Origin of the sequence: Bradyrhizobium sp. JYMT SZCCT0428 (assembly GCF_018131075.1) — a bacterium.
Classification (GTDB): domain Bacteria; phylum Pseudomonadota; class Alphaproteobacteria; order Rhizobiales; family Xanthobacteraceae; genus Bradyrhizobium.
This window is the reverse complement of the sequence record NZ_JAFCLS010000034.1, coordinates 21,448-47,242: the sequence shown is the minus strand read 5'-3', so window position 1 is coordinate 47,242 and position 25,795 is coordinate 21,448. Positions and strand designations below refer to the sequence as shown.

General features: G+C 63.9%; 26 protein-coding genes. 12 read left to right on the top strand and 14 right to left on the bottom strand.

The window, feature by feature from the left end; genetic code table 11:
• Positions 1 to 28 precede the first annotated feature (28 nt).
• The 5 genes from JQ575_RS29560 to JQ575_RS29540 all read right to left on the bottom strand — a co-directional run bounded on the left by JQ575_RS29560 (position 29) and on the right by JQ575_RS29540 (position 7,376).
• Positions 29 to 814: a TIGR02186 family protein gene (locus JQ575_RS29560; RefSeq protein ID WP_212036717.1), complete on the bottom strand. Its 786-nt coding sequence runs from the start codon at positions 812 to 814 to the stop codon at positions 29 to 31.
• Complete coding sequence (locus tag JQ575_RS29555; protein WP_192735409.1) at positions 811 to 1,737, bottom strand: sulfite exporter TauE/SafE family protein; 927 nt, start codon at positions 1,735 to 1,737, stop codon at positions 811 to 813. Before JQ575_RS29555 ends, JQ575_RS29560 begins: the two co-directional genes overlap by 4 nt.
• A gap of 386 nt (positions 1,738 to 2,123) precedes the next feature.
• Positions 2,124 to 2,963 carry a hypothetical protein gene (locus JQ575_RS29550; protein ID WP_212036716.1) on the bottom strand — a complete coding sequence of 280 codons (840 nt, stop codon included), beginning with the start codon at positions 2,961 to 2,963 and terminating at the stop codon, positions 2,124 to 2,126.
• 70 nt (positions 2,964 to 3,033) lie between these two features.
• The gene (locus tag JQ575_RS29545) at positions 3,034 to 6,585 is read right to left on the bottom strand and encodes a tetratricopeptide repeat protein (protein ID WP_212036715.1); all 3,552 of its coding nucleotides are present in this window, start codon (positions 6,583 to 6,585) and stop codon (positions 3,034 to 3,036) included.
• Between the two features lie 200 nt (positions 6,586 to 6,785).
• The gene (locus JQ575_RS29540; RefSeq protein ID WP_212036714.1) at positions 6,786 to 7,376 is read right to left on the bottom strand and encodes a PadR family transcriptional regulator; all 591 of its coding nucleotides are present in this window, start codon (positions 7,374 to 7,376) and stop codon (positions 6,786 to 6,788) included.
• A gap of 160 nt (positions 7,377 to 7,536) precedes the next feature.
• Here JQ575_RS29540 and JQ575_RS29535 point away from each other — a divergent pair, with 160 nt between their 5' ends.
• From JQ575_RS29535 to JQ575_RS29520, 4 genes are all read left to right on the top strand, one after another.
• Positions 7,537 to 7,932 (top strand): nuclear transport factor 2 family protein, encoded by a 396-nt coding sequence (locus tag JQ575_RS29535; protein ID WP_212036713.1) that lies wholly within the window; start codon positions 7,537 to 7,539, stop codon positions 7,930 to 7,932.
• Between the two features lie 115 nt (positions 7,933 to 8,047).
• Positions 8,048 to 9,838 (top strand): acyl-CoA dehydrogenase C-terminal domain-containing protein, encoded by a 1,791-nt coding sequence (locus JQ575_RS29530; RefSeq protein WP_212036712.1) that lies wholly within the window; start codon positions 8,048 to 8,050, stop codon positions 9,836 to 9,838.
• Positions 9,839 to 10,007: 169 nt separating this feature from the next.
• Positions 10,008 to 11,216: an acetyl-CoA C-acetyltransferase gene (locus JQ575_RS29525; protein ID WP_212036711.1), complete on the top strand. Its 1,209-nt coding sequence runs from the start codon at positions 10,008 to 10,010 to the stop codon at positions 11,214 to 11,216.
• Between the two features lie 138 nt (positions 11,217 to 11,354).
• The gene (locus tag JQ575_RS29520; RefSeq protein WP_212036710.1) at positions 11,355 to 13,568 is read left to right on the top strand and encodes a 3-hydroxyacyl-CoA dehydrogenase NAD-binding domain-containing protein; all 2,214 of its coding nucleotides are present in this window, start codon (positions 11,355 to 11,357) and stop codon (positions 13,566 to 13,568) included.
• A 134-nt stretch (positions 13,569 to 13,702) separates the two neighbouring features.
• On the opposite strand, the gene JQ575_RS29515 is transcribed toward JQ575_RS29520, so the two are convergent.
• Both JQ575_RS29515 and JQ575_RS29510 read right to left on the bottom strand, forming a co-directional pair.
• The gene (locus JQ575_RS29515) at positions 13,703 to 14,020 is read right to left on the bottom strand and encodes an addiction module antidote protein (protein ID WP_212036709.1); all 318 of its coding nucleotides are present in this window, start codon (positions 14,018 to 14,020) and stop codon (positions 13,703 to 13,705) included.
• Positions 14,020 to 14,310, bottom strand: coding sequence for a type II toxin-antitoxin system RelE/ParE family toxin (locus JQ575_RS29510; RefSeq protein WP_212036708.1), 291 nt, complete (start codon positions 14,308 to 14,310; stop codon positions 14,020 to 14,022). Before JQ575_RS29510 ends, JQ575_RS29515 begins: the two co-directional genes overlap by 1 nt.
• Before the next feature lie 172 nt (positions 14,311 to 14,482).
• Here JQ575_RS29510 and JQ575_RS29505 point away from each other — a divergent pair, with 172 nt between their 5' ends.
• Positions 14,483 to 15,715: an FAD-binding oxidoreductase gene (locus JQ575_RS29505; RefSeq protein WP_212036707.1), complete on the top strand. Its 1,233-nt coding sequence runs from the start codon at positions 14,483 to 14,485 to the stop codon at positions 15,713 to 15,715.
• A 187-nt stretch (positions 15,716 to 15,902) separates the two neighbouring features.
• Here JQ575_RS29505 and gstA read toward each other — a convergent pair whose 3' ends face one another.
• Positions 15,903 to 16,517: a glutathione transferase GstA gene (gene gstA / locus JQ575_RS29500; RefSeq protein WP_212036706.1), complete on the bottom strand. Its 615-nt coding sequence runs from the start codon at positions 16,515 to 16,517 to the stop codon at positions 15,903 to 15,905.
• Positions 16,518 to 16,679: 162 nt separating this feature from the next.
• Here gstA and JQ575_RS29495 point away from each other — a divergent pair, with 162 nt between their 5' ends.
• From JQ575_RS29495 to JQ575_RS29485, 3 genes are all read left to right on the top strand, one after another.
• Positions 16,680 to 17,168, top strand: coding sequence for a MarR family winged helix-turn-helix transcriptional regulator (locus JQ575_RS29495; RefSeq protein ID WP_212036705.1), 489 nt, complete (start codon positions 16,680 to 16,682; stop codon positions 17,166 to 17,168).
• Positions 17,169 to 17,264: 96 nt separating this feature from the next.
• Entirely contained in the window at positions 17,265 to 18,635 is a 1,371-nt protein-coding gene (locus tag JQ575_RS29490; RefSeq protein ID WP_212036704.1) for a glutamate--cysteine ligase, read from the top strand.
• 204 nt (positions 18,636 to 18,839) lie between these two features.
• The gene (locus JQ575_RS29485) at positions 18,840 to 19,394 is read left to right on the top strand and encodes a PAN domain-containing protein (RefSeq protein ID WP_212036763.1); all 555 of its coding nucleotides are present in this window, start codon (positions 18,840 to 18,842) and stop codon (positions 19,392 to 19,394) included.
• A gap of 183 nt (positions 19,395 to 19,577) precedes the next feature.
• On the opposite strand, the gene JQ575_RS29480 is transcribed toward JQ575_RS29485, so the two are convergent.
• Genes JQ575_RS29480 through tldD form a run of 4 tightly spaced genes read right to left on the bottom strand, consistent with a single transcriptional unit; the run spans position 19,578 to position 22,751 of the window.
• Entirely contained in the window at positions 19,578 to 20,144 is a 567-nt protein-coding gene (locus JQ575_RS29480; protein WP_212036703.1) for a nucleotidyltransferase family protein, read from the bottom strand.
• Between the two features lie 52 nt (positions 20,145 to 20,196).
• The gene (locus JQ575_RS29475; RefSeq protein WP_212036702.1) at positions 20,197 to 20,535 is read right to left on the bottom strand and encodes an MmcQ/YjbR family DNA-binding protein; all 339 of its coding nucleotides are present in this window, start codon (positions 20,533 to 20,535) and stop codon (positions 20,197 to 20,199) included.
• A 6-nt stretch (positions 20,536 to 20,541) separates the two neighbouring features.
• On the bottom strand, positions 20,542 to 21,324 hold the full coding sequence (lepB, locus tag JQ575_RS29470; RefSeq protein WP_312016044.1) for a signal peptidase I: 783 nt from the start codon (positions 21,322 to 21,324) through the stop codon (positions 20,542 to 20,544).
• On the bottom strand, positions 21,324 to 22,751 hold the full coding sequence (gene tldD / locus JQ575_RS29465) for a metalloprotease TldD (RefSeq protein ID WP_212036701.1): 1,428 nt from the start codon (positions 22,749 to 22,751) through the stop codon (positions 21,324 to 21,326). Before tldD ends, lepB begins: the two co-directional genes overlap by 1 nt.
• Positions 22,752 to 22,840: 89 nt before the next feature.
• Between tldD and JQ575_RS29460 the strand changes: the two genes are divergently transcribed.
• Positions 22,841 to 23,335 (top strand): GNAT family N-acetyltransferase, encoded by a 495-nt coding sequence (locus tag JQ575_RS29460; RefSeq protein WP_212036700.1) that lies wholly within the window; start codon positions 22,841 to 22,843, stop codon positions 23,333 to 23,335.
• Positions 23,336 to 23,401: 66 nt separating this feature from the next.
• Here JQ575_RS29460 and JQ575_RS29455 read toward each other — a convergent pair whose 3' ends face one another.
• Positions 23,402 to 23,584 carry a hypothetical protein gene (locus tag JQ575_RS29455; protein ID WP_212036699.1) on the bottom strand — a complete coding sequence of 61 codons (183 nt, stop codon included), beginning with the start codon at positions 23,582 to 23,584 and terminating at the stop codon, positions 23,402 to 23,404.
• A gap of 93 nt (positions 23,585 to 23,677) precedes the next feature.
• Entirely contained in the window at positions 23,678 to 24,082 is a 405-nt protein-coding gene (locus JQ575_RS29450) for a helix-turn-helix domain-containing protein (protein WP_212036762.1), read from the bottom strand.
• 129 nt (positions 24,083 to 24,211) lie between these two features.
• On the opposite strand from JQ575_RS29450, the gene JQ575_RS29445 reads away from it, so the two are divergent.
• The 3 genes from JQ575_RS29445 to JQ575_RS29435 are packed head-to-tail and all read left to right on the top strand — an operon-like array spanning position 24,212 to position 25,789.
• Positions 24,212 to 24,604: a DoxX family protein gene (locus JQ575_RS29445; RefSeq protein WP_212036698.1), complete on the top strand. Its 393-nt coding sequence runs from the start codon at positions 24,212 to 24,214 to the stop codon at positions 24,602 to 24,604.
• A 23-nt stretch (positions 24,605 to 24,627) separates the two neighbouring features.
• Positions 24,628 to 25,131, top strand: coding sequence for a DsrE family protein (locus tag JQ575_RS29440; RefSeq protein ID WP_212036697.1), 504 nt, complete (start codon positions 24,628 to 24,630; stop codon positions 25,129 to 25,131).
• Between the two features lie 49 nt (positions 25,132 to 25,180).
• Positions 25,181 to 25,789: a TlpA disulfide reductase family protein gene (locus tag JQ575_RS29435; RefSeq protein ID WP_212036696.1), complete on the top strand. Its 609-nt coding sequence runs from the start codon at positions 25,181 to 25,183 to the stop codon at positions 25,787 to 25,789.
• The last annotated feature ends 6 nt before the right edge of the window (positions 25,790 to 25,795 follow it).

Here is a 25,795-nt window from a genome sequence, read left to right as displayed (position 1 = left end):
GCTTCGCTCATCCGGGCTACGTCGGGATTCAATCCTTCCGGAACACGATCGACGCCATCCAGCCCGTCATCAGCGCCATGAAGGCTGTCACCAGCCCGTAGGCAAGACCATTGTTGTGGGCGGCGTTGGCGATGAACTGTTCGAAACCGACCTTGACGATCTCGAACGCGGTTTCGGTGCGCGTCACCAGCGCGCCGTCGGCAAACAGCTTGATCTCGACATCGTAGGTGCCGATCGGCACTTCGCCCGGCAGCGGAATGCCGGTGCGGAACAGCGTCGGCGTCAGGAACGTCACCGCCGATTGTTCCTCGCGATAAAGCCCGTGCTGGGTCCGCAGCCGCACGAACGCGCTGCGGAACGGATCGTTGGGCACGACGTCGGCAAAATCGGGACCGACGCGCTGGGTCAGCAGGACATTGTTGAGACCGAGTTGCTGCCGCCGCTGCACTTCGGGGGAAGCAATGGCGTCGAACGGCCGGTTGGAAAACAGCGCGAGATAAGTCGGCACTTTGAGGAATTGCCGGGAGTCGGTGTTGATCCAGATACCGAATTTGCGCTCCTTGCGCCGTGTCACCATGTCGGCGCGCGGGCCGCTGACGGTCACGACCAGATCGTAATTGTTGCGGCCGGCCGGCGTCTGGGCATCCTTTTCGACCGAGCCGAACAGCACCAGCTCCTCGCCGGAATAATTCGGCGTCACCGTGACGCGGTGGTTCGAGACCGACACGATCAGCCGCTCGGCGCAAGCCGGCGAAACGGCGAGCGCGGCGCCCAGCACGAGACTTGCCACGATCAGCGAGGCGCGCGCGCTCATACCCCGCCTCCCGTTTCGCGGATCGTGAACAGATCGGCCGGCCGGATCACCAGTTCGACGGCAAAGCGGATGCCGACGGCGAGCACCAGAAGCCCGAGCAGCAGCCGCAGATGTTCGCCGCGGATCTTCTGGCCGGCGCGGGCGCCGAACTGGGCGCCGGTCACGCCGCCGATCATCAGGATCAGCGCCAGCACGGCATCGACCAGATGATTGGTCACCGCATGCAGCAGGGTGGCGAATATCATCGTCACCAGCGTCAGCACCATCGAGGTGCCGACCACGGTCGAAGTCGGTACCCGCAGCACGTAGATCATCAGCGGCACCAGGATGAAGCCGCCGCCGATGCCCATGACGGCGCCGATGAAGCCGATGATCAGGCCGATCACGACGACGGGGATCACGGAGAGATAGATCTTCGAGCGCTTGAAACGCATCTTCAGCGGCAGGCCGTGAATCCAGCCATGGCTGCCGGGGCGGCGTATCGTCGCCGCACCGCCGCGCCGTGCCCGCAGCAGCGCGCGCAGGCCTTCCCAGAACATCAGCCCGCCGACCGTGGTCAGCAGGATGACGTAGGACGTCGCGATCAACAGATCGAGCTGGCCGAGCGAGCGCAGCAGCGTAAATGTCCAGACCCCGAGCGCCGTCCCGACGGTACCGCCGGTCAACAAGACCAACGCCAGAATGGGATCGATGGATCGTCGCCTCCAATAGGATATCGCGCCCGAGAAGGAGGAAGCCGCGATGTGGCTCGCGACCGAAGCGACCGCGACCGCGGGCGCGATGCCGACGAAGATCAACAGCGGCGTCATCAGGAAGCCGCCGCCGATGCCGAACATGCCGGAGACGAAACCTACCGCCGCGCCCATCGCCAGGATGAGGAAAACATTGACGGGAATGTCGGCGATCGGAAGGTAGAGCTGCACGCGCGTCTGCTTCTCGTTGTCTGCCGCTGACCTGGCCTAACGGCCGCCCAGGGCATGGTTTCGAGCATTTGCCGGCAGTGGAATCCGATTGGCGCGCAGGGTCAGCGCACGCGGACCGGTTGCCGCGTCTTTGCATAACCCAGATCAGTGGCAGGGGGGACTAAAGAATGCCCCGGAAGGCAATTATTTGCCGCACCTGCGCAAGGGCGTGACCGGTGCCTGATATCATTTTTCGTCGTCCCGGCCTTGAGCCCAGATGTGCAATTGCACATCGGGGGACCCATACTCCGCGGCCTGCCTTGCTGAACGAGGAAGATAACGTTTAGCGCGCAAAACAATTGCGGCCGGTGGTTATCGGTCCCGGCTCAAGGCCGGGACGACAGCAATCAGGGCTTCCCCACCGGATCGGTGACGAGGTTCATGGCGAGCGCCTCCTTGGGCGCAAGCCAGCGGATGTCCTTGGTCTCGGACATCGCCTGCACGACCGACGATGAAACCCCCATTTTGGTCATATAGCCCAGCACTGCGCCTGATATCTTCTGGGCTTCGGCGAGCGGATCATCCACTTGCTTTGTCGTGGTAAACCGGTGCACGCCCAGGCCTGAGCCGGACACGCCGATGCGGCTCTTGCCGCCGGCAAAGACCAGCACGCAGGCGCTGGCGCAATAGGAGGGTTTGACGCGGCCCGCGGCATCGGCGGTGCCGACCGCCGTGATCAATCCGCGCGAGCGAATGATCTCGCCCATGATCGCCGCCTGATTCAAATCGCCGCCGGGCGAAGACATCAGGATCACATCGCCTGCGGCAAGCTGGGCCTCGTCCAGCTTCTCGCGGAACCATCTTGCTGCCGCCGGTCCGATCTCTCCCTTGATCACCAGGGCACGCCGGTTGCGCGCGGCGCCATCGAGATCGAGTTTGGCGACCACGGAGGATGTCAGGCTTGGCGAGCTATACTGGTCCTTCCAGTAATCCCAGGCATCGGGCCGTGAGAGGTCGCGATAGGCTTGAATGGCGATGCTGGAGACCAGCAGCACGAAGATGAGAATTGACCCGTTCGGCCATTGGCTGCGCGCCGTTTGCGGTTGCTGCGGAGGAGGCGGCGGCGGAGCAGATCGCCAAGGCGAAGGCGCGGGCTCCTCGGCCAGCTTGCGCGGCGGCGCGACCGAAGGCCCGGTCGGCGACCTCTGGAAACGGCCTTCCCCGTCCTGACCATCTTCGGCAGACAATCGATCCTCACTGCAAAGCCGTGCGAGGCCACGCCGGCCCCGTCAGATCATACGGCCTTATATGGAGGGATTATCGGGTCGATGCCAGCGGCGCCGCCGCCGAGGCTGCGGCGCGCTTGATCGAAGCCTGCTTGGCGGCGGGTTTGGTCGCAGTTGCGGGCGCAGGCGCCGGGTCCCAGCCGCCGGCCGGGGTTGCGACATTGACGGCGGCGTCGGGCTGCGGCTCCGGCGTAAAGGTCTGGATCGCGAGTTTGGCCGCCGCCAGCGACTGAGCGTCGAGGCGCTTGGCGATATCGTCACGCTTGCGGCCGGAATCCGCATCGCCCTGCGCGGCCGCGAGGCTGAACCATTTGAAGGATTCGGCGAGGTTCTGCTCCACCCCGATGCCGCGGGCATAGAGGATGCCGAGGTTGAACTGGCTATCGGCGACGCCGCGATCGGCCGCCTTGCGGAACCATTGCGACGCGACCTTGTAGTTGGCGCCCTTGCCGCCGCCATCGGCGTCGAGCACGGCCAGATTGTGCATCGCCTTGGCGTTGCCGCGTTCGGCCGCCTGCAGATAGTAACGCCGCGCGACATCGGCGTCCTTTTTGACGCTCATGCCCTTCTCGTAGAAGGTGCCGAGCCGGAAGATCGCGGGCACCACGCCGGCTTGCGCCGCGCGGTCATACCATTTCGCGGCTTCGTCGAGATTGGCTGCTACGCCCTTGCCCTCGGCATAGCGCACGCCAACTTCATACGCTGCCGCCGGATCGCCCTTCAGCGCAGCGGCGCGCAGCATCGGCCCGCCGATGCCATCGGGCAGTTGCTCGCCTGTCGGCACCTTCACCGCTCCAGGCTTGCCATTGGCCGGCAGGGCCGGGAGCGCGCCGGTGATGTCGCCGGCGTTGATCGGCGACATCACCGCTTGTGGCGGGATGGACATCGCCGCCTGTGGCGCGATCGCGGTCTGAGGAATAGCGACTTGCGCGCCATCCAGCGTGTTCGGTGCGGAGGAGTTGTTCGATTGCCGTCCGATCGGGGCGGGCGACATCATGGAGGGCCCAGCCGGCGCCGGCATGGCGGGCTTGGCGCTGCTCTCGGCCGGGGCTTTTGAGGCCGGCGCCGGATCGGTGGATTCCATCTGCGGTATTTGCGGCGCGCTGCCGGTGTCGAGCAGCGTCATCGCCAGCTGGAAGGTGCTGAGCACGATCGCGAACACGCTCGCGCCGACCAGCAGCGAGCGGATCTTGGAGGTGATGTTCGACGGCTCCTTGCCGTCGGTCTTGCCCTTGTCGATGGCGGTAACCTTGGCGGCCTTCGAGTTAGCCTTCGCAGCGGCCTTGGCGGCCTTCTCGTTGGCGGGCGCGGCGGCAGCGGCCTGCGCGGCGCGGCGGGCCGCGGCGATGAAGCTCGACGAGCTGACCGGCTCCTTGGCGGCCGCGGAAATTTCGTTGATCACGCTTTCCGACGCGGCGATCCGCTCCGATGGCGACGACGCCCGTGCGGTCGGCCGTGTGCCCGGCTCCAGCGGATGATCGGGCGGCAATTCCGGCGCGATCGCGGTGCGCGGCGGGGCTGCGTGCGGCTCGAGGATTTCGCTGATGGCGCGCGGCGTCATCGGCGGGATGGCCGGCGGCGCTACCGGCGCCGCGGCATGGAAGTCGCGCGGCGCGGCGGTAAAATGCTCCTGGAAGGCTGCGGGATTCGGCAGTTCAGGTTTCGGCTGCGGCGCAAAGGCCTGCGGCTGAGCCGGAGGGACATAGGCCGGCGGTGCAAAGCTGGGCGGCGGCATCGCCGCGCGCGGTGCTTCTGCCGGGGCTTCGAATGCAGCGGGGGTGGGGGCTGTCACGGGCGGCGCGGCGCGAACCGCGCGCAAATCGCCCTCGATCATCGCCAGCCGATCGACCACATGGCCGAGCGTAGAGTGAACCGTCTCCAGCGAATCCTGGGTGCGGCGGTCGGTTTCCGACTGGCTGAAACGGAGGTCCGACAGCTCACGCTTGACGGCTTCGACGATGCCGGAATCCATCGGCTGCGGCGCCGCATAGCTGCTGGTGTTGTCGGCGAGCCTGGCCAAATTCGCGTGCTGGTGTTCGAGATGGCGCAGGATGTCCTGCAGCCCTTCCTCGACGCGCCCGAGATTGCCGCCGCCAGAACCGCCCTGGCCGCCGGAGTTCTCCAGGCGTTCCAGCAGATAGGTCACGCGCTGTTCGAGATGGGTGAACGCCGAAGCATTGTCGTTGCCGGCCGGAATGCGATCCAGGCGTTCGGACAGCGAGCGCAGCGCGCCTTCGATGTATTCGGAATTGTCGCTTGCGACCGGCCGCTCGCGCGTTTCGATCGACGAGGTCAGCGCGGCAATGCGAGCTTCGAGGCTGGCCAGCGACTCGCTGTTGTCGCCGGCGCGGGACAATTGATCGACCTTGACCGACAGCGCATGCAAATCGTCGGAAACCCGTGCCAGCGCATCGTTGGACGCAACGTTGGAGGCGATCGCCCGCATCGCCGAGATCGCGTCTTCGAGCTGACGCACCGTCGACGGATCGTCGTTGGTACGCAGGATCAGGTCGAGCTTGGTGCCGAGATTGCGGATCGCATCGTCATAGCCCGCGAGTTGCTCGGCCGGCTTCAGCGCGCGCAGCGCGTCGTAGATTTCGCCGAGCGCGCGCTCGAGGTTGGCCAGCACGTTGGCGTCGGTGCCGTTCTGGCGGGTCTCGTCGATCCGGCGCGACAGCGAGCGGATTTCGTTCTCGATCGAATCGATCGCCTGGCGCGGCATCGCTTCGGTAATGGCGCGGCGGATATCGGCAAGCTCGGTGCGGAAGGCCGCGATCGACTGCTCGACATTGTCGGGGCGCTGCATCGCCTCGATCTGGCTCGTGATCTTGAGCAGATGCCGTTCCAGCGACGAAAAATCCGGACCGGCTGGCATCGGAGCAGGTGTAGGCGCCGGTGCAGGCGGCTGCATCGGTGGCGCATAAGCCATGGCAGGGGGAGCGCTCGGCGCCATCGGCGGCACACCTGCCGCCATCGGCGGCACACCTGCCGCCATCGGCGGCACACCTGCCGCCATCGGCGGCGCGCTGCGCGGCGGCATCTGCCGGGACGGCACCCCGTCCAGTTCGTTCTGGCGCGCGGCGATTTCGGCGATCGCCGAATCAAACGACGCCGGGCTCAGCGGCGGCGAGGGACGATAGACCTGCGCCGCGGCGCGCTCGACCATCTCGGCCTGGCGCTGCCGCTCCTGCACCGTCGGCTGGCGCGGGGCATGGCTTGAAATCTGCGATAGCCGCGCATCGAGGCGCGAAATGGCGTCGTTCAGCTGCCGGGCGACGGTCGGCTCAGCGCGGGGCGCTTCGGTTCGGGGCGCGTCGTCACGCGTGGGGGGCCGCGAAATCTGGTCGATCTGCCGGGTGATCGAATCGAGCCGCTGGTGAATGTCCGCAACCTCGCGGCTTTCCGCGCTTGGCATCGCCGGCTGCTCGTCATAGGGCGCACGGAAATTCGGAGGGGCGGAATCGCCGATGGTGGAATTGAGCCAGTCGCTCAGCGACATGCCAGCGCGCCGCGCGGCCGCCTCGGCCCGTTCACGGACCGACGGATCGATGCCCTCTACACTCCACGATACGCGCGAATTCATGCTCTCGTCCGGTTCTGACTCCGGCGCTTCCTGCGCCTTCAGCCTCCCCGCGCGTCCCACCTTGGAGACAATCGAATTTCGCGCAGGTCGTCTGCCTCAGAACCTGACTTTTTCGCGTTACGGTAAATAACGGGTTAAGGAATGGGACCGGACGCCCCTAAAGTTAACTTTGAAACCCGACAGCCGGGTTCCGCTGCCACTCAGCCGTTACTTTCGCGGCTGGTGTCTTCGAGCAGCAGGACGGGAGCAGGTTTCGCGACGGCGGCCAGGGTCTCGATCGCCTCTTCGCACCATTCCGCGACGGCTTGTTCGTGGCGCAGACCGATGCGCAGCCCCAGTAGCTTGCCGGTATCGGCGACGGAGGTGGCTTTGCCGTCCGGGAACAGCTTGTTCAGAATGCGCTCGTAGCGCGCGTAGCGGTCGCGGTGATGTTCCAGTCGCGCCATCAGGTCGGCGCGCAAAGGCTCGATGTCGAAGCTGTCGAGCGCGCACAGCCGCACCAGCAGGTCGTCCTTCATCATTGGCGGGCTGCTCGGCCGGGCGCCCCAGTGCCGCAGCGCGGCCCGGCCCTCTTGTGTCAGCGTATAGACCAGCTTGTTGGGCTTGCCGGACTGGACCACCTCGTGGCCCTGGATATGGCCGCGATCCCTGAGTTTCGAGAGTTCGCGATAAATCTGCTGGTGGTCGGCCTTCCAGAAGAACCCGATAGAGGAGTCGAACGTCTTGGCGAGCTCATAGCCCGACATCGGACGTTCCGTCAGACAAGCAAGGATTGCGTCACCGAGCGCCAAACGCCGACCCTTTCAAAAATCGCGAAAACAACCCCATGCAAAGTAGAAGGGCCCCGTCTCACGACCAAATTGCCGCGTTGACTTTATGCATAAAGTTGCATATGCGTCAACGTGCATAAAGATTGGGCTGAACCCGTTTTGAGCCGATCGGAGACGCATCATGACCGCAACTGCCGCCATAACCGCCTTGGACAAATGGTACGGCTACATGAAGTCGCACGACCAGGCGGCACTGTGGGATCTGCTGCACCCCGATGCGGTGTTCGAGAGTCCTGTGGTCCATACCCCGCAGCGCGGGCGTGACATCACCTTCAAATATCTGTCGAGCGCCGAGAAAGTGCTGGGCGGCCCGGGATTCAGATATGTCGGCGAATGGCGCAGCGACAATGGCGCCGTGCTCGAATTCGAAAAAGAAATCGACGGCATCGTGATCAACGGCGTCGACATCATCACCTTCGCGGACGGCAAGATCACGCACTTCAAGGTGATGGTGCGGCCGCTCAAGGCGATGAACCTGCTGCATCAATTGATGGGCGCGCAACTCGCAAAAGGGTGAGGCCGTGTCGTCCGGAACCGGATAAGGTCCACCTTTAAATAAAGCGCCTGCTGGCCTGCCGACTTTCACCTGAAACGTAATCAGCCAATTCATTCTGCCCTGCCGGGAGAACACCATGCCGACCTACAAAGCCCCCGTTGAAGACGTCACGTTTCTGCTCAACGATGTGTTCCAGATCGACCGCTATGACAATCTCCCGGGTTTTACCGACGCCTCAGCCGATGTCCGCGAAGCGATCCTCGGCGAAGCCGCCAAGCTCAGCGAAGAAGTGCTGCAGCCGCTGAACCGGGTCGGCGACCTCGAAGGCTGCGTCCGCCACGACGACGGCCGCGTCACCACGCCGAAAGGTTTCAAGGAAGCCTTCAAGCAGGTCGCCGAAGGCGGTTGGCTCGGGCTGTCGGCTCCATCAGAATATGGCGGGCAGGGGCTGCCGGTCACGCTCAGCCAGGTCGTCACCGAATTCCAGAGCTCGGCCAACATGGCGTTCTCGATGTATGGCGGCCTGACCATGGGCGCGACCGCGGCATTGATGGTGCACGGCAAGCCCGAACAGAAGAAGATGTTCGTGCCGAAGATGGTGGCCGGCGAGTGGACCGGCACCATGAACCTCACCGAGCCGCAATGCGGCACGGATCTCGGTCTGCTCCGCACCAAGGCGGTCAAGCAGGCCGACGGCAGCTACAAGATCACGGGCACCAAGATCTTCATCTCGGCCGGCGAGCATGATCTCGCCGACAACATCATCCATCTGGTGCTGGCGCGCATCGAAGGCGCGCCCGCGGGCATCAAGGGTGTCTCGCTGTTCGTGGTGCCGAAGGTGCTGGTCAATGCCGATGGTTCGCTCGGCGCGCGCAACGGGGTGTCCTGCGGCTCGATCGAGCACAAGATGGGCATCCACGGCAATTCCACCTGCGTGATGAATTACGATGGCGCTACCGGGTGGCTGATCGGCGAAGAGAACAAGGGCATGCAGGGCATGTTCGTGATGATGAACGAGGCCCGCCTCGGCGTCGCGGTGCAGGGCCTCGCGCAATCCGAGGTCGCCTATCAGAACGCGGTCAATTATGCGCGGGAGCGCCTGCAGGGCCGGTCGCTGACCGGCGCCAAAGATCCGGACAAGCCGGCCGATCCGATCATTGTGCATCCCGACGTGCGCCGCGTGCTGCTGACGATCCGCGCCTTCAACGAGGCGGCCCGCGCCATGGTGGTGTGGACCGCGCTGAAGAGCGACGTCGCCCATCGCTCAAGCGACCCGAAGGATCGCCAGGAAGCCGACGACCACATGGGCCTGATGACGCCGGTCATGAAGGGCGTGATGACCGATGTCGGATTCTCCAATTCGGTGCTGGCGCAGCAGATGTATGGCGGCCATGGCTACATCGCCGAACACGGCATGGAGCAGTTCGTGCGCGATGCGCGCATCGCCATGCTGTATGAAGGCGCCAACGGCATCCAGGCGCTCGATCTCGTCGGCCGCAAACTGCCGCGCGACGGCGGCCGCGCCGTGATGGCGTTCTTCGGCGAGGTCGGCGCCTTCGCCAAGGAACACGGCGCTGACGAGGCGATGAAGCCGTTCGTGACGCCGCTCTCGACCGCGCTCGGCCATCTGCAGCAGGCCACCGGCTGGCTGATGCAGAACGCGCTGACCAAGCCCGACAATGCCGGCGCAGCCGCCACCGACTACATGCAATTGTTCGGCCTCGTCACCTTCGCCTATATGTGGGCGCGGATGGCCAAGGTGGCGCAGGACAAGATTGCGTCCGGCGGGGCCACGCCCTATCTGAGCACCAAGCTCGTGACCGGCCGCTTCTTCATGGAGCGGATGCTGCCGGAAACGACGGTGCACCTTGCGCGCATCCAGACCGGCTGCGCGACCACCATGGAATTGGCGGCGGAAGCGTTCTGACCCCTACAAGACTTTTTCGTCTTTGCGAGCGCAGCGAAGCAATCCATAGAGCACCAAAGCAAGTGTGGATTGCTTCGTCGCTTCGCTCCTCGCAATGACGACCTAACGATCTGACTGATCTGCAATTCGTCTCGCTCGATCAGAGCCTGCACCGAAACGGGAGAAAACCATGCCTGAGGCATATATCTACGATCACGTTCGCACCCCGCGTGGCCGCGGCAAGGCCGACGGCTCGCTGCATGAAGTGACCGCGCTGGCGCTCGCCACCGTGCCGCTGCAGGCGCTGAAAGAGCGCAACAATCTCGCCGTCGACGTCGTCGACGACGTCGTGCTCGGCGTGGTCGATCCGGTTGGCGAGGCCGGAAGCGACATCGCGCGCTTTGCGGCGCTCAAGGCCGGCCTCGGCCAGGCCGTCCCCGGCGTGCAGATCAGCCGCTTCTGTGCCTCCGGTCTCGATGCCGTGAATTTTGCTGCCGCCCAGGTCATGGCCGGTCAGCATGAGCTTGTGATCGGCGGCGGCGCCGAATCCATGAGCCGCGTCGGCATCGGTGCCTCCGGCGGCGCCTGGCCGATGGATCCCTCGATGGCGGTGCCGGCCTATTTCATGCCGCAGGGCGTCTCGGCCGATCTGATCGCGACCAAGTACGGTTTTTCACGCGATGACGTCGACGCCTACGCGGTGCAGAGCCAGCAGCGCGCGGCGAAGGCCTGGGAAGAGGGCCGCTTCAAGAACTCCGTGGTGCCGGTGAAGGACATCAACGGCCTCACCATCCTCGCCAAGGATGAGCATATGCGCCCGACCACGACGATGCAGTCGCTCGGCCAGTTGCAGCCGTCCTTCGTGGCGATGGGCCAGATGGGTGGCTTCGATGCGGTCGCGATCCAGTCGCACCCCGAAGTCGAGCGCATCAATTACGTGCACCACGCCGGCAACTCCTCCGGCATCGTCGACGGCGCGGGCGCCGTGCTGCTCGGCAGCAAGGAAGCCGGCGCCAAGCACGGCCTCAAAGCGCGTGCGAAGATCCGCGCCTTTGCCAATATCGGCTCCGAGCCCGCGATGATGCTGACCGGCCCGGTCGACGTCACCGAAAAGCTGTTCGAGCGCTCTGGCATGAAGAAGTCGGACATCGACCTGTTCGAACTCAACGAGGCCTTCGCCTCGGTGGTGTTGCGCTACATGCAGGCCTTCGACATCGACTCTTCCAAGATCAACGTCAATGGCGGCGCGATTGCGCTCGGCCATCCGCTCGGTGCCACCGGCGCGATGATCCTCGGCACCGTGCTCGATGAACTCGAGCGCACCAACAAATCGACCGCGCTGGTGACGCTGTGCATCGGCGGCGGCATGGGTACCGCGACCATCATCGAGCGGGTCTAAGCGACGACGTCATCCTGAGGTGCGAGGGCGAAGCCCGAGCCTCGAAGGATGATTGATAAATTCATCAGGTCATCCTTCGAGGGCCTCGCAAGGGCGAGGCCACCTCAGGACGACGGAAGCAGATCAGGAGCGACCAACATGGCCTTCAAGAATTTCAAGCTGGAAACCGACGCCGACGGCATCGTGCTCGTCACCTGGGACACGCCCGGCCGTTCGATGAACGTGCTCGACGAAACCTCGGCCACCGAACTCGAAGAGATCGTCAAGCAGACCACCGCCGATGCCGCCGTCAAGGGCGTCGTCATCACCTCGGGCAAGGAAGCGCTGTGCGCCGGTGCTGACCTCTCGATGCTCGAAGGCATGGCCCATCAATATGCCGATTTGCTCAAGGCCAAGGGCGAAGAGGCCGCCAACCAGATGCTGTTCGACCAGAGCCGCCGCTTCTCACAGGTGTATCGCAACATCGAAATTTCAGGGAAGCCGTGGGTCGCCGCCATCAATGGTCTCGCGCTCGGCGGCGGTTTTGAACTGACGCTGGCCTGCCACTACCGCGTCGCCGCCGACAACCCGAAGACCCGGCTCGGCCTGCCCGAGGTGAAGGTCGGCCTGTTCCCCGGCGCCGGCGGCACCCAGCGCGTGCCGCGTATCGTGCAGCCCGCCGATGCGATGCAGCTGCTGCTCAAGGGCGAGGCGATCAACCTCGCCAGGGCCAAGGCGCTCAACCTCATTCACGCCATCGTCCCGCCCGCCGACATGATCAAGGCGGCGAAGGACTGGATCAAGGGCGGCGGCAAGGCCGTCGCGCCCTGGGACGAGAAGGGCTTCAAGCTTCCCGGCGGTCCGGTGTTCTCCAAGGCGGGCATGCAGATGTTCCCGGCGGGCAACGCGATCTACCGCCGCGAGACCTACGACAATTACCCGGCGGCGCGCGCCATCATGAGCTGCGTCTATGAAGGCCTGCAGTTGCCGATCGATGCGGCGCTTCGCGTCGAGTCGCGCTACTTCACGCAGATCCTGCGCTCCAACGAAGCCGCGGCGATGATCCGCAGCCTGTTCCTGTCGATGCAGGAACTGAACAAGGGCGCACGCCGCCCGCAGAACGTGCCGCCGACCAAGGTGAAAAAGCTCGCGGTGATCGGCGCCGGCTTCATGGGCGCCAGCGTCGGCTATGTCTCGGCGCGGGCCGGTATCGACGTGGTCTTGATCGACCGCGATCAGGCCAGCGCCGACAAGGGCATGGGCCACGCCCAGACCGTGATCGACGACCTCATCAAGAAGGGCCGCGCCAAGGAAAGCGATCGTGACGCTGTGATGTCGCGCATCAGCGCCACCGCCGACTATGGCGTGCTGAAAGACTGCGACCTCGTCATCGAGGCCGTGTTCGAGGATCGGAAAGTAAAGGCCGAAACCTACGCCAAGGCGCAGCCGCTCCTGAAGGATGGCGCGATCTTCGCCTCCAACACCTCGACGCTGCCGATCAACTCGCTGGCCGAGGAATTCAAGGACCAGGGCAAGTTCATCGGCATCCACTTCTTCTCGCCGGTCGAGAAGATGATGCTGGTCGAGATCATCGTCGGCAAGAACACCGGCGATGCCGCGCTTGCCACTGCGCTCGATTACACGCGGTTGATCGGCAAGACGCCGATTGTCGTCAATGACTCCAGAGGCTTCTACGCCAACCGCTGCGTCGGCCGTTACATCGCCGAAGGCAACGAGATGTTCCTCGAAGGCGTGCCGCCGGCGATGATCGAGAACTGCGCCAAGATGGCCGGCATGCCGGTCGGACCGCTGTCGCTGTCCGATGAAGTGGCGCTCGACCTCGGGCTCAAGGTGATGAAGGCGACCGAGGCCGATCTCGGGCCGAACTCCATCAACCCGGATCAGAAGAAGCTGATGGTGGAACTGGTCGAGAAGCAGGGCCGCCTCGGCCGCAAGAACAGCAAGGGCTTTTACGACTATCCCGAGAAGGGCAAGGGCCAGAAGAGCCTGTGGACCGGACTTGCCGACCTGCAGCCGAAGAAGCTCGACCCCGACACGCTCGACATCGAAGAGCTGAAGCAGCGCTTCTTGGTGGTGCAGGCGGTGGAAGCCGCGCGCACGGTGGAGGATCACGTGATCACCGACATGCGCGAGGCCGACGTCGGCTCGATCCTCGGCTTCGGCTTTGCGCCGTTCACCGGCGGCACGCTGTCCTATATCGACTTCATGGGCACCAGGAAGTTCGTCGAACTCTGCCACAAGCTCGAGGCCAAATACGGCTCCCGCTTCACGCCGCCGAAATTGCTGGAGGACATGGCGGCCAAGGGCGAGACGTTCTATGGCCGCTTCCCGCCGAAGAAGCTGGCGGCGTAAGAGACCAAACTCTCTCAACGTCATGGCCGGGCTTGACCCGGCCATCCACGCCTTGCTTCTCCAACGCGGGGCAAGAACAAAAAGGCCGGATCATCGACCCGGCCCTTATTTTGTGAATAGAGTTTTGAGCGCGCTCACGCAACCCGGCGCGGCTTTGGCGTCCGTCCGCTCGCTGCCGAGCGAGCTGAAAGAGTTAGACCAAGGGCGTGAACGATGCGCATGACGGTGCCGAACTCGGGATTTCCGGTCTCCCCCAGCGCCTTGTAGAGGCTTTCGCGATTCAGGCCGGCCTTCTTCGCAATCCCCGCCATGCCGCGAGCGCGCGCAACAAGGCCAAGCGCGTCACGCACGAAATCCGCGTCACCGGATTCGAGCGCCGCCGCAATGTAGGCAACCTGACGCTCCTCAGTGTCGAGATAGTCGGCGGCATCAAATCGTGTTGTCTTGGTCATTATAATGCCTCCGCCAAACTCAGCGCTTTCTTGATATCCTGTTGCTGGGTGCGCTTGTCGCCGCCACATAGCAGGATCACGATCTCTGCTCCGCGATGCACATAGTAGACCCGGTATCCCGGCCCATAGTCGATGCGCATTTCCAGCACGCCCTGACCAACGCTTCTGCTGTCGCCGGGATTCCCCATCTCCATGCGACGAATGCGGCCGGCAATGCGTGCGACGGCATTGGCATCCCGGAGGCGGCGCAGCCAGCCCGAAAACTCGTCAGTCTGGCGCACCTCGATCATGAGGTTGTTTTGTAGTCCATAGGCTACAAGGCGTCAAGCGCCATTCTGCGCAGGGCATCCGCGCCTTTTCCACTGTCGCGATCTGTTGCAGCTGCTCGTAGATTGGTTGAAGCAGGACTTTGAAGCAGGACTTGGCGACAGGTCGCTGACGCATGCAAAGGTGATCGCAACAATGCGAAGTGTTATCGTTCTCGGCGCCGGAATGGTCGGGGTCGCAACCGCGCTGCAGTTACAGCGCCGCGGCTGGTCGGTCGTGCTGCTCGATCGCAATCAGCCCGGCCGCGAGACCAGCTACGGCAACGCCGGCTTCATCCAGGCCGAAGCGGTGCGGCCCTATCCGATGCCGCGCGATCTTGCGACGCTGGCGGCGATCGCAACAGGGCGCGCCAACGATGTCCATTACCGCGTAAAATGGCTGCCGCGGCATCTTGGTCCTTTGCTGCGGTACTGGTGGCATTCCGCTCCGGATCGGCACCAGCAGATATCGCAGGCCTACGCGCGGATCATCGCACGGGCGACAAGCGAGCATGACGTGCTGATCCGGGAAGCCGGCGCGGACAATCTGGTGCAGCGAAGCGGCTATCATTCCCTGCGCCGCACCCAGGCTGCGCTGGATGAAGTGGCGCTGGTCGCCGAGACGCTGGCGGCTGAATTCGGCGTGCGATCGGAAATTATCAGCCCGGCACAGCTTGCCGCTGCCGAACCCGGGCTAAACGAGACCGGGGCGGGGGCTGTTCACTGGCGCGACCCATGGACGGTCTCGGATCCGGGCGGGCTCGTATCCGCCTATGCCGATCTGTTCACACGCGCAGGCGGCACCTTCGTGGGCGGGGATGCGACCACGTTGGCGCCGAGTCCTGCCGGCTGGACGGTTCAGTCGGATGATGGCCCGATCGACGCCGAGGCGGCCGTGGTGTCGCTGGGTCCGTGGTCTCCCGATCTATTGCAAAAGTTTGACTATCGCTTTCCGATGCTGCGCAAGCGTGGCTACCATCGGCATTTCACCGGCGGCGGCAGGCTCAATCTGCCGCTGCACGACCCGGAATTCGCATACGCCATGGCGCCGATGGCGAAGGGATTGCGGATTACGTCGGGCGCCGAATTGATGGGACCGGAAAGGTCGTCGCAGTCGCGCCAGCTCGAACGGGCTGAGCAGGCGGCGCGGCGGCTTGTCGATCTCGGCACCGCGGTGGAGGCCGAACCCTGGAGCGGGGTCCGCCCCTGCATGCCCGACATGCTGCCGGTCGTGGGAGCTGCACCGAGGCACAAAGGCCTGTGGATGCATTTCGGGCATGGTCATCACGGCCACACCCTTGGCCCCACCACAGGCCGCCTGCTCGCCGAGATGATGAGCGGCGAGGCGACATTTACCGACGCATCGGCGTTCAGTCCGGCGCGATACTGATTGCTTCGCGCGCTGTAGGAGCGGCTGCGGCAAAAGCCCCGTCATTGCGAGGAGCGTTTGCGACGAAGCAATCCATGCTTCCGCAAGGGGATAGATGGATTGCTTCGCTTCGCTCGCAATGACGAACGAACAAAAATGGGCCGGATCGTCGATCCGGCCCTCTTCTTATTTCCGATATAAAAACCGCTTACGCCGCCTTCAGCAGGCCTTCCTTGGTCAGTGCCTCCTGTACCTTCGGGCGAGCGCCGACGCGGGCCTTGTAGGCCATCAGGTTGGACAGATCAGCGAGATCCCATTTCATCCGTTCGGCCCATGAAAGCATCGTGAACATGTAACCGTCGGCGACTGAAAACTGCTTGCCCATCAGGTAGTCTTTCCCGGCGAGCTCGCCGTCGACATACCTGAACTTGCCCATCACACGGTCCTTGAAGAATGCCTTGGCATCGTCTGACAGCGCCGGGGCGAACTGCGGGCCGAGGTTCTTGTGCAGTTCACTGTTGATGTAGGTGAGCCAGGCCTGCAGCTTGTAGCGATCGGCATGGTCGCGGGTGGGGGCGAGATTCTTGTCGGCGGCTTTGTCGGCGATCATCTGGACGATGACCGGGCCTTCGGTGACCAGTTCGCCGGAGTCGAGCGCCAGAGCGGGCACCTGGCCCTTCGGATTGACCGTCAGATAGTCGTCGCCGTTTTCCAGCTTCTTGGCGCGCAGGTCGACCTTGACCAGATCGTAGGGGAGGCCGGCCTCCAGAAGCGCGATATGGGGAGACAGCGAGCAGGCGCCTGGCGAATAGTACAATTTCATTGGATTTTCTCCCTTTGGAAGATCTTGCTTTGGAAATCTTGGCTTATGGCCGCGGAACGACTAAATGCATCTGCATCTAATAGTCAAGATTGATGCAGCTGCATTTAGTGCGGTACACTCACCTGTGACAGACACGGCCCTGTGACGGATACGGACCAGACCATGAAACGCAAACCATCGACCGAGGCGACCAACGCCTGGATCCGCCTGATGCGGGTGCAGAGCCGGGTGCTCGACGCCGTCGAACAGGATTTGAAGAAGGCAGGCTTTCCGCCGCTCGCCTGGTATGACGCGCTGCTGGAACTGTCGCGCGCGCCGTCGGGCGAGATGCGTCCCGTGGAGCTGGAGAAGCAGATGCTGATCCCGCAATACTCGACCTCGCGCCTGATTGACCGTCTGGTCGACGAGGGGCTGGCGGCGCGGCGCGAATGCAAGATCGACAAGCGCGGCCAGTTCGTCGAAATCACCGAGACGGGACGCGAACTGCAGAAGAAAATGTGGAGCGCCTATTCCGCGGCGATCGAAAAACACGTCGGTTCCAAACTGTCCGACACCGATGCCATCAAGCTCTGCGGTCTGCTCGACCGGCTGGGCTGCTCCTGCAGCGAGGTCAGGGCGACCGCTGTGCGAGACGGCGTTCCCGCCCGATGATACGCCTTCATCTTATCGTTTTTGCGGACAACGCTGTCCGCAATGCTCCCTGCCACACGGCGCGTTCGGTCGAATCGCCAAAGATCCGGGTTTTTTATGGCGCGTGACCAAATCGATATGACGCCGTTGCAATCGCGCGACGAACTCGTGGCGTGGCTGGCGGCCGGCGTGAAGCCGCCGTCGGAGTTCCGCATCGGCACCGAGCACGAGAAGACCCCGTTCACGCTCGAGGGCTATCACCCCGTGCCATATGAAGGCGCGCGCGGCATCGGCGCGCTGCTGGAGGGCATGCAGCTTCTGCTCGGCTGGGAGCCGATCATGGAGCGCGGCAACATCATCGGGCTGTACGACGTCACCGGCGGCGGCGCGATTTCGCTGGAGCCCGGCGGGCAGTTCGAATTGTCGGGCGCGCCGGTCGAGACCGTGCACCAGACCCAGGCGGAATTGATGGCGCATCTGGCGCAGGTGCGCGAGATCGCGACGCCGCTCGGCATCGGCTTTCTCGGCCTCGGCATGACGCCGTCATGGTCGCGGTCGCAAATCCCCGTGATGCCCAAGGGCCGCTACGGGATCATGACCAATTACATGCCGAAGGTCGGCCAATACGGCCTCGATATGATGTACCGGACCTGTACCGTGCAGACCAATCTCGACTTCTCTTCCGAAGCCGACATGGTCAAGAAATTGCGGGTATCGGTGGCGCTGCAGCCGATCGCGACCGCCCTGTTCGCCAATTCGCCGTTCACCGAAGGCAAGGCCAACGGCTTCCTGTCGTTCCGTTCCGAAATCTGGCGCGATACCGATAACGCGCGTTCCGGCATGATCCCGTGGGCATTCGAGGACGGCATGGGTTTTGAGCGCTGGGTCGACTATGCGCTCGACGTTCCCATGTATTTCGTCAAGCGCGGCGACAGCTATATCGACGTGTCAGGCTCGTCGTTCCGCGCCTTCTTCGACGGCAGGAACAATTCCTTGCCCGGCGAGCGGCCGACGCTGTCGGATTGGGCCAATCATCTCTCGACGATTTTCCCGGAAGTACGGTTGAAACGTTATCTGGAAATGCGCGGCGCCGATGGCGTGCCGTGGGGACGGCTGCCGGCGCTGCCGGCGTTCTGGGTCGGCCTGTTGTACGACGACGCCACGCTGGACGCGGCATGGGATCTCGTGAAGTACTGGACGGCGGCGGAGCGCCAGGCGCTGCGCGACGACGTGCCGCGCTTCGGCTTCAAGGCCCGGATCCGCGACCGCTACCTGTTCGAAATCGCGCGGGAATGCGTGAAGCTGTCGCATGCCGGCTTGCGGCGGCGCGGCCGCATCGATCACCTCGGCCGTGACGAAAGCCGTCACCTCGAGCCCTTGGAGCGGATCCTCGAATCCGGCCGCACGCCGGCCGAAGAGATGGTGGAGAAATTCAACGGCGCCTGGGGCGGCTCCGTGGAACCGGCCTACAAGGAATACGCCTTCTAGCGCATGATCCGGAAAAGCATGCCCCGCGCTTGATGCGGGGTGGGTACCGGTTTTCCGGTAAAGATCATGCGCAAACAAAAGGATAGAGCGTGATGAGATCATCACGCTCGGTTCGTTGCCGCGTCTCCGGGCCGTTCATCCGCCGTACAGGTTGATGCCGCTCCAATGGCAATCTTCGGAACGCGCGCATTCGAAAGCAATCACATGGGGATAGGCCGCCTGCTCAGGGCGTGTTTGGTGACGCTCGCCTTTTTGGCGGCGGCAGCACCCGCGCGCCAGGCTGCGGCGCAGGCCAATTTCGACCGCCCCGGCGGCGATTATCTGAGCTCGCCGGTGATCTCAGGCGATCCGGCCGACTGCGCGCTAGTGTGCGAACGCGACAAGCGTTGCCGGTCGTGGAGCTTCAACTATCCGACCGACCTGACCAGCGGCGCGGTGTGCTGGCTCAAGAGCAACGTCCCGGCGCGCGTCCAGGACAGCTGCTGCGTCTCCGGAGTGCGCGGCGCCGGCGTGGTCGAGCCGAGGAACAGCGCGATCGAAACCTCGATCGACCGCTTCGGCGGCGACTACAAGAATTTCGACGTCAAGAGCAAGGACGGCGACGACGCCTGCAAGGCCGCCTGCACCGCCGACAACAAATGCCGGGCCTGGACCTATGCGCGGCCGGGCTATGCCGGCACGGAAGGCCATTGCTTCCTGAAAAAAGACATCAAGCCGCCGCGGCGCAAGGCCGGGTTTACGTCCGGCGTGGTGCGGTAGCTCTATCCTCCGTCGTCCCGGACAAGCGACCGCAGGGAGCGCCGTTCGCAGATGCGCAATTGCGCATCGGGGGACCCATAGCCACAGGGCGTCGTGAGTTAAGGAAGTCGTCGACTACTACCCGGAATCAGGACGGCCGCGGCGTATGGGCCCCGGCTCAAGGCCGGGGCGACGGCTGAAGTTTTACTCCACCGCCAGCACCGTCACCTCCGGCCACAGCTTCTTCCATCGCGCCGCCTTCACCGCATAACTCTCGGGCGAAAAATTCGGGCCCGGATTGGGCCGCACGACCAGGCCGGCGGCATCGTCGAACCCATCGGGCGCATAGACGTCGTAGCCATCAGGCGTGCGGCGGATCCCGATCTGAGTATTCTTCGTCAGGAAGCGATCGATGCCCTCGGTCGAGCAACGCAGCGGCGGGTAAGGCAGGCCATGCTTTTCGCCGTACCAGAGATGGACGCGCGCCTGGTTGCGCGCCTCGACCCTGGCGTCGAGATGGCCGGGCGCGCCGTGCAGACGGCGGATCACGGCGTCCTCGGCCGCCCAGGATGTGTCGGGATCGAAATAGAACACGTCGTAATCGTTGATGCCGTAATCGACATCGCGCCCGGTCAGCACGTTCCACACCGTCTGCACCAGGCATCCCGACACGATCCAGGCATCCGGCAGCGCCAGTTCAAACAGTTTTTCAGCGATGATTTGATTGGCGGGATTGCGCAGCGCAAGGTCGAGGAATTCGTCTTGGGTCATGGATGCTCTTTCCACGTCATTGCTTCGCTTCGCTCGCAATGACGGGAATGATCTATGATTCGTCGTACGCCTTCACCGCCTTTTTCGACGCCAGCGTGCGCCAGTGCCGGCGCAGCAGCGGCTCGACGACGGCGCGCCTGGCCTTCGAGAGATGCATCAGCACGATCGGATAATCGCGGTAGTGGTCGGTGAAGTAAAAAATCTTCGGCTGGCTTTCGATCAGCATCTCGCGTTCGTCGAAGGGGACGCCGAACATGACGAGGCTATCATTGTCTTCGCGGAGCCGCGCCAGCAGCTTCTTGCGCACCTTCAGCGCCGGCGTGCCGTAGGATGTGCCGTCCTCGACCTCGTCCCACAGCAGCGCGAACGTCCTGACGTCGTCGTAGGTCACGCTTTCTCAATGCACCGACGTGAAAAACCGCGCCATGCGAAAGCCGGAGAGCCAGGTCCATACCGGCTGGCTGCGGATGCCGAGATCCCAGGAGCCGACCACGGCGTCGGCGCGGCCGATCAGATTGTCGATCGGCAACAGGCCGACACCGCCGTCGCGCACCGCGACGCGGCTGTCGGCGGAATTATCCCGGTTGTCGCCGAGCACGAACAGTTTTCCCGTCGGCACCGTTACCTCTGGCGTGTTGTCGAGCCGGCCGTTGTCGCGCATCTTGAAGATCGCATGCGTGACCCCGTTCGGCAGCGTCTCGACATAGCGATAGGCCTTTTCGCTGCCGCCGCGGTCGTCTTCGGCTTCACCCACGCCATCCGGCTTCAAGGTCGCAGCATGGTCGTTGATGAAGAGCTGTCCCTGCCGCATCTGGATGCGGTCGCCGGGCAACCCGACCACGCGCTTGACCCAGGCCTGCGAGCGGTCGCCGGGCCAGCGGAACACGACGACGTCGCCGCGCTTGGGCGTCTCGCCGAACAGCCGGCCGGTTTCCGGCAGCGTGATCTGGATTGGCAGCGAGGCCGCGCCGTAGCCATAGGGGAATTTTGATGCCAGCAGCGCGTCGCCGATCAGGAGCGTCGGCTCCATCGAGCCTGATGGCACGTAGAACGGCTCGGCCAAGGCGCCCTTGGCGACGAACACCACCATCACGATGGCGGCGAGTTGCGCGACCTGCGCACGCCAGCCTGCAGGTTTTGTCGCGGGTTTTGCGACCGTGGTTTCGTTCTCGCTGGTCACTAGCCGGTTCCTCCGACCGTAATGCGCTCCATCCGCAGCGTCGGCTGGCCGACGCCAACCGGCACGCCTTGGCCGTTCTTGCCGCAGGTGCCGATGCCGGTATCGAGCGAGAGGTCGTTGCCGACCATGGTGATGCGATGCAGGTCGGTCGGGCCGTTACCGATCAGCATTGCGCCCTTCAGGGGCGCGCCGATCTTGCCGTTCTCGATCTTGTAGGCCTCGGTGCACTGGAACACATATTTGCCCGAGGTGATGTCGACCTGGCCGCCGCCGAAATTCGCGGCGTAGATGCCATTCTTTACCGAAGCGAGGATTTCGGCGGGGTCGCGCCCACCCGACAGCATGTAGGTGTTTGTCATGCGCGGCATCGGCACATGGGCGTAGCTCTGGCGCCGTCCGTTGCCGGTCGGCTTCATGTTCATCAGCCGGGCGTTCTGGCGGTCCTGCATGTAGCCGACCAGAATGCCGTCCTCGATCAGCACGGTGCGGTTGGTCGGGGTGCCCTCGTCGTCGATCGACAGCGAGCCACGCCGCGAGGCCATGGTGCCGTCATCGACCACGGTGACGCCCTTGGCGGCGACTTGCTTGCCCATCAGGCCGGCGAAGGCCGAGGTCTGCTTGCGGTTGAAATCGCCCTCGAGCCCGTGGCCAACAGCTTCATGCAGCATGACGCCGGGCCAGCCGGCCCCCAGCACCACGTCCATTTCGCCGGCGGGGGCGGGAACCGATTCCAGATTGACCAGCGCTTCGCGGATCGCGCCGTCGGCGGCATCGCGCCAGGCCTTGGTCTCGATGAAGCGCGCATAGCCCTCGCGGCCGCCATAGCCCTTGCTGCCGCTTTCCTGGCGGTCGCCCTGGCCGGCGACCACGGAAACATTGACCCGCACCAGGGGACGTATGTCGCGGTAGCTCTCGCCGTCGGGCCGCAGGATTTCCACCACCTGCCAGGTGGCGGAAAGGCTGGCCGTCACCTGCCGCACCCGCGGGTCCTTGTCGCGCACATAGGCGTCGATCTCGGCGAGCAGCTTCACCTTGGCTTCAAAACCCGGCGCATCCAGCGGATTGTCGTCGCCATAGAGTCTCACATTGGTGTGAGCGGGGGCGGCAGCAAAATTGCCGGAATAGCCGCCGCGGACCGCTGCGACCGCGTCCGCAGCGCGGATCAGCGCCGGCAGCGAGACGTCGGAGGAATGCGCGTAACCGACCGCGTCGTCCTTGACCGCGCGCAGGCCAAAACCCTGCGAAGTGTCGTAGGTCGCCTGCTTCAGTCTTCCATTGTCGAACATCAGCGCTTCGGTCTGGCCATATTCTAGGAACAGTTCGCCGTCGTCGGCGCCTTCGAGCCCGCGCGCGATCTCCCGGCGGACGGAATCGCGGTCGAGATTGGCGCGGTCGATCAGGGAGGTTGTAGCGGGGGAGTTGGTCATTACATTCAGTCCGTTGTCGGAGGGGTGCAACCAAGATAGTTGTTTCCTCGTAGTTCCGCGAGGGGCTGGATCAACACGTTGCAGGCACGATGGCTACGATCGAAATTGTTCCGATAACGCAAGGCCATATCGACAGCTTCCACCGCACCCTCGATATCGTGGCGCGGGAGCGGCGCTACCTGTCGTTCCTGGAGGCCCCGCCGCTGGAAGCGACGCGGGCGTTCATTCTGGACATTATCGAGCAGGGTTATCCGCAATTTGTCGCGCTGTCGGGCGGTGAAGTCGTCGGCTGGTGCGACGTGACCCCGAAGCCAAGGCCGATTTATGCCCATAACGGCGTTCTCGGCATGGGGCTTTTGCCGCAGTTCCGGGGACGGGGCATCGGCAAGCGCCTGATCGCGCAGGCGCTCGGCGCCGCACGGGCCTTCGGGCTGCAGCGGGTCGAACTGACGGTCCGGGAAAACAACGTGAACGCGATCGCGCTCTACAAGAAGGTCGGCTTCGAGATCGAAGGCGTGCAGCGCGAGGCCATCCTGGTCGATGGCAGCTACGAAAACCTGATTTTGATGGGGCTGCTGTTCTAGCGGCAGGGCCAAGAAAAACCTGATGGCGAAAACCTGATGGCGAAAACCTGACGACGCTCAATCAGATCAGGGTTGGTGCTGGCGGCGCCCGGTTGCCAATCCCGATGCCGCGTCCCGCAGCGACTTCACACCGTGCTCGATGCGCACGATTTCAAACCATTTGCCGCCGGATACGATGTTGAGTTGCTCCCCGGTCAGTTCGCCTTTCGCAGCGTCTGCACGGGCCTCGAACGTATGGTTATTGGTCATGGCGGTTTCCCTCGGCGTTGATGGGGAAGCCTTTTGCAGGATGACCATTGCTCTGGCTGTGAGCGAGATCACTCAGCTCGCAATGACGGGAATCTACTTTGGTTGCGCCTTTTTGTCGGGAGAAGAACCCTTGGGCTGCGCCGCGGTCGGAAGGCCGTGCTCCTGCGACCAGCGAAACAGTTCATCGAACACCGGTTGCGGGGCCCTCGCCGAGGGCGTGATCTCATATTCGACGCGCGGCGGCACCTCGGGATAGACCGTGCGCTTCACCAGTCCATTGGCCTCGAGATCGCGTAGCTGCGTCGTCAGCATGTGCTGGGTGACGCCGGGGATCGATTGGCGCAATTCGCCGAACCGGTGCTTGCGCTGGACCAGTTGCCAGAGAATTTCGCCCTTCCATTTTCCGGCCAGAACGCCCAGCGCGCGATGAAATTGCTCCAGCACTCCGCGCTCGCACGGTTCCGGGGCGGCAATATCTTTGCTTTCTGCAATAGTCATCTTTTTCATACTACCTCACAAAAAGCATCCTACTTGCGCTTTTCATCTTACTCCCGAATTTTGTGTCCCAAAAGCCTTCGAGGGGGTCGGCCACGGCGCTGAACCGCTGGAATATATCGGGAGCGACCAATGTCACTTGCTGCTGTCTTGGCGCCGCCGCGCTGGAAGTCCGCCGGTCTCTGGATCGTCAGGGGATTGCTGGCCCTTGCTTTTGCAGGCGCAGGCGCGGCCAAGCTCTATGGCGTGCCTATGCTGGTTGAGGAATTTCAGCACATCGGACTTGGTCAATGGTTCCGCTATTTGACCGGGGCGCTCGAACTGCTCGGGGCTTTCCTGATCCTCGCGCCGTCGCTGGCGGCCTTTGGCGCCGTGCTGCTGATCTGCATTATGATCGGAGCGACCGTCACGCATCTGTTTGTGATCGGCGGCTCGACTGTGCCTGCTCTGGTGCTGTTGGCACTGAGCGCCATCGTCGCCTACGCGAAGCGCGACCAGATCGCATCGCTTGCCAAGCATTTGTGAACAGCATTTGTGAAGCCGCCGCCATGCGCCTTTCCCGCCGTGAATTGACGATTGCCGCAGGGCTCATCCTGGCCTTCGTGGTGCCGCTGACCGTGACCCTGTTGTTGACAGGATCGGAGGCGGCGAGCCCAAAGCCGCAGGCGAAGGCAGCTTCAGTCGCGATGCATCGGCTGGTGCTGCCGATCAACACCGATGATCCCACCACGATGCGGGCGCTGATCTCGACCTCGCTCAACCTTCCAAAATACTACCAGGAGCGGAACGAGGCGTTCACGATCGAAGTCGTCGCCTACAACGCCGGCGTTCACATGCTGCGGGCCGACACTTCGCCGGTAAAGGACATGCTGCGCATCCTGAGGACGGTCAATTCGAATATCCGCTTCGTGGTGTGCGACGCCACCAAGCTCGGCATGGAGCGCCAGGAGGGGCGTCCTGTCATATTGATCGATGGCGTCGATCTCGTGCCGAGCGGACCCGGGCGCATCATCGAATTGCAGGAAGCCGGCTGGTCCTACATCCGATCGTGATATTTGGATTCAGAATCTGGTTTCAAAACGGCACAGCGGAGTATCCGACATGATGTCGCCTCGTGGCCCGACCCGCCGCACCTTTGTCGTGGGGATCATGGGCACGGCCGCCTCGCTCGCGCTACCGGCCGTGGGTCGCGCCGCGGCCGGCGGGCCGCCGCCATTCGCCACGGCCCGGCATCAGTTCACCCTCGTTCGCGGCGCACGGCCGGTCCCGCCGGTCACGATCCCGCGTCTCGGCGGCGGCGCACTCGATTTGCAGTCCTTCCGCGGCAAGGTGGTGCTCGTCAATTTCTGGGCGACCTGGTGTGCGGCCTGCCGCACGGAACTGCCGATACTGGATCAGCTCGCGGGTGACCGTCGCGCCGACCTCGCCGTCGTCGCCATCACCACCGATCGCGATCGATCCGTGGTCGCGCCGTTCGCCAAGAAGTTGAAGCTTCGCCATCTTACGATCGGCTTCGATCTCGGCGGACTGGTGGGACGCGCCGGCGCAAGCGACGGTGTCGACACGCCCTTCGCGCTTTACGGCATGCCGATCACCTTCCTGCTCGGCGTCACCGGGCAAGTCGAAGGCTACATCACGGGTGAAGCCGACTGGCTCTCGGCTGAGGCGCGCCGGTTGTTCGATTATTATGCAAGTGCCCGTGGCGCGTAACTAAGC

Excerpts from the sequence above, each read along its gene's own strand:
- gstA (WP_212036706.1), bottom strand. The coding sequence starts at position 16,517 with ATGAAATTGTACTATTCGCCAGGCGCCTGCTCGCTGTCTCCCCATATC.
- JQ575_RS29490 (WP_212036704.1), top strand. The coding sequence starts at position 17,265 with ATGGCGCGTGACCAAATCGATATGACGCCGTTGCAATCGCGCGACGAA.
- JQ575_RS29495 (WP_212036705.1), top strand. The coding sequence starts at position 16,680 with ATGAAACGCAAACCATCGACCGAGGCGACCAACGCCTGGATCCGCCTG.
- JQ575_RS29530 (WP_212036712.1), top strand. The coding sequence starts at position 8,048 with ATGCCGACCTACAAAGCCCCCGTTGAAGACGTCACGTTTCTGCTCAAC.
- tldD (WP_212036701.1), bottom strand. The coding sequence starts at position 22,751 with ATGACCAACTCCCCCGCTACAACCTCCCTGATCGACCGCGCCAATCTC.
- JQ575_RS29505 (WP_212036707.1), top strand. The coding sequence starts at position 14,483 with ATGCGAAGTGTTATCGTTCTCGGCGCCGGAATGGTCGGGGTCGCAACC.
- JQ575_RS29560 (WP_212036717.1), bottom strand. The coding sequence starts at position 814 with ATGAGCGCGCGCGCCTCGCTGATCGTGGCAAGTCTCGTGCTGGGCGCC.
- JQ575_RS29510 (WP_212036708.1), bottom strand. The coding sequence starts at position 14,310 with ATGATCGAGGTGCGCCAGACTGACGAGTTTTCGGGCTGGCTGCGCCGC.
- JQ575_RS29520 (WP_212036710.1), top strand. The coding sequence starts at position 11,355 with ATGGCCTTCAAGAATTTCAAGCTGGAAACCGACGCCGACGGCATCGTG.
- JQ575_RS29435 (WP_212036696.1), top strand. The coding sequence starts at position 25,181 with ATGATGTCGCCTCGTGGCCCGACCCGCCGCACCTTTGTCGTGGGGATC.
- JQ575_RS29525 (WP_212036711.1), top strand. The coding sequence starts at position 10,008 with ATGCCTGAGGCATATATCTACGATCACGTTCGCACCCCGCGTGGCCGC.
- JQ575_RS29480 (WP_212036703.1), bottom strand. The coding sequence starts at position 20,144 with ATGACCCAAGACGAATTCCTCGACCTTGCGCTGCGCAATCCCGCCAAT.
- JQ575_RS29440 (WP_212036697.1), top strand. The coding sequence starts at position 24,628 with ATGCGCCTTTCCCGCCGTGAATTGACGATTGCCGCAGGGCTCATCCTG.
- JQ575_RS29460 (WP_212036700.1), top strand. The coding sequence starts at position 22,841 with ATGGCTACGATCGAAATTGTTCCGATAACGCAAGGCCATATCGACAGC.
- JQ575_RS29485 (WP_212036763.1), top strand. The coding sequence starts at position 18,840 with ATGGGGATAGGCCGCCTGCTCAGGGCGTGTTTGGTGACGCTCGCCTTT.
- JQ575_RS29450 (WP_212036762.1), bottom strand. The coding sequence starts at position 24,082 with ATGACTATTGCAGAAAGCAAAGATATTGCCGCCCCGGAACCGTGCGAG.
- JQ575_RS29455 (WP_212036699.1), bottom strand. The coding sequence starts at position 23,584 with ATGACCAATAACCATACGTTCGAGGCCCGTGCAGACGCTGCGAAAGGC.
- JQ575_RS29535 (WP_212036713.1), top strand. The coding sequence starts at position 7,537 with ATGACCGCAACTGCCGCCATAACCGCCTTGGACAAATGGTACGGCTAC.
- JQ575_RS29445 (WP_212036698.1), top strand. The coding sequence starts at position 24,212 with ATGTCACTTGCTGCTGTCTTGGCGCCGCCGCGCTGGAAGTCCGCCGGT.
- JQ575_RS29545 (WP_212036715.1), bottom strand. The coding sequence starts at position 6,585 with ATGAATTCGCGCGTATCGTGGAGTGTAGAGGGCATCGATCCGTCGGTC.
- JQ575_RS29515 (WP_212036709.1), bottom strand. The coding sequence starts at position 14,020 with ATGACCAAGACAACACGATTTGATGCCGCCGACTATCTCGACACTGAG.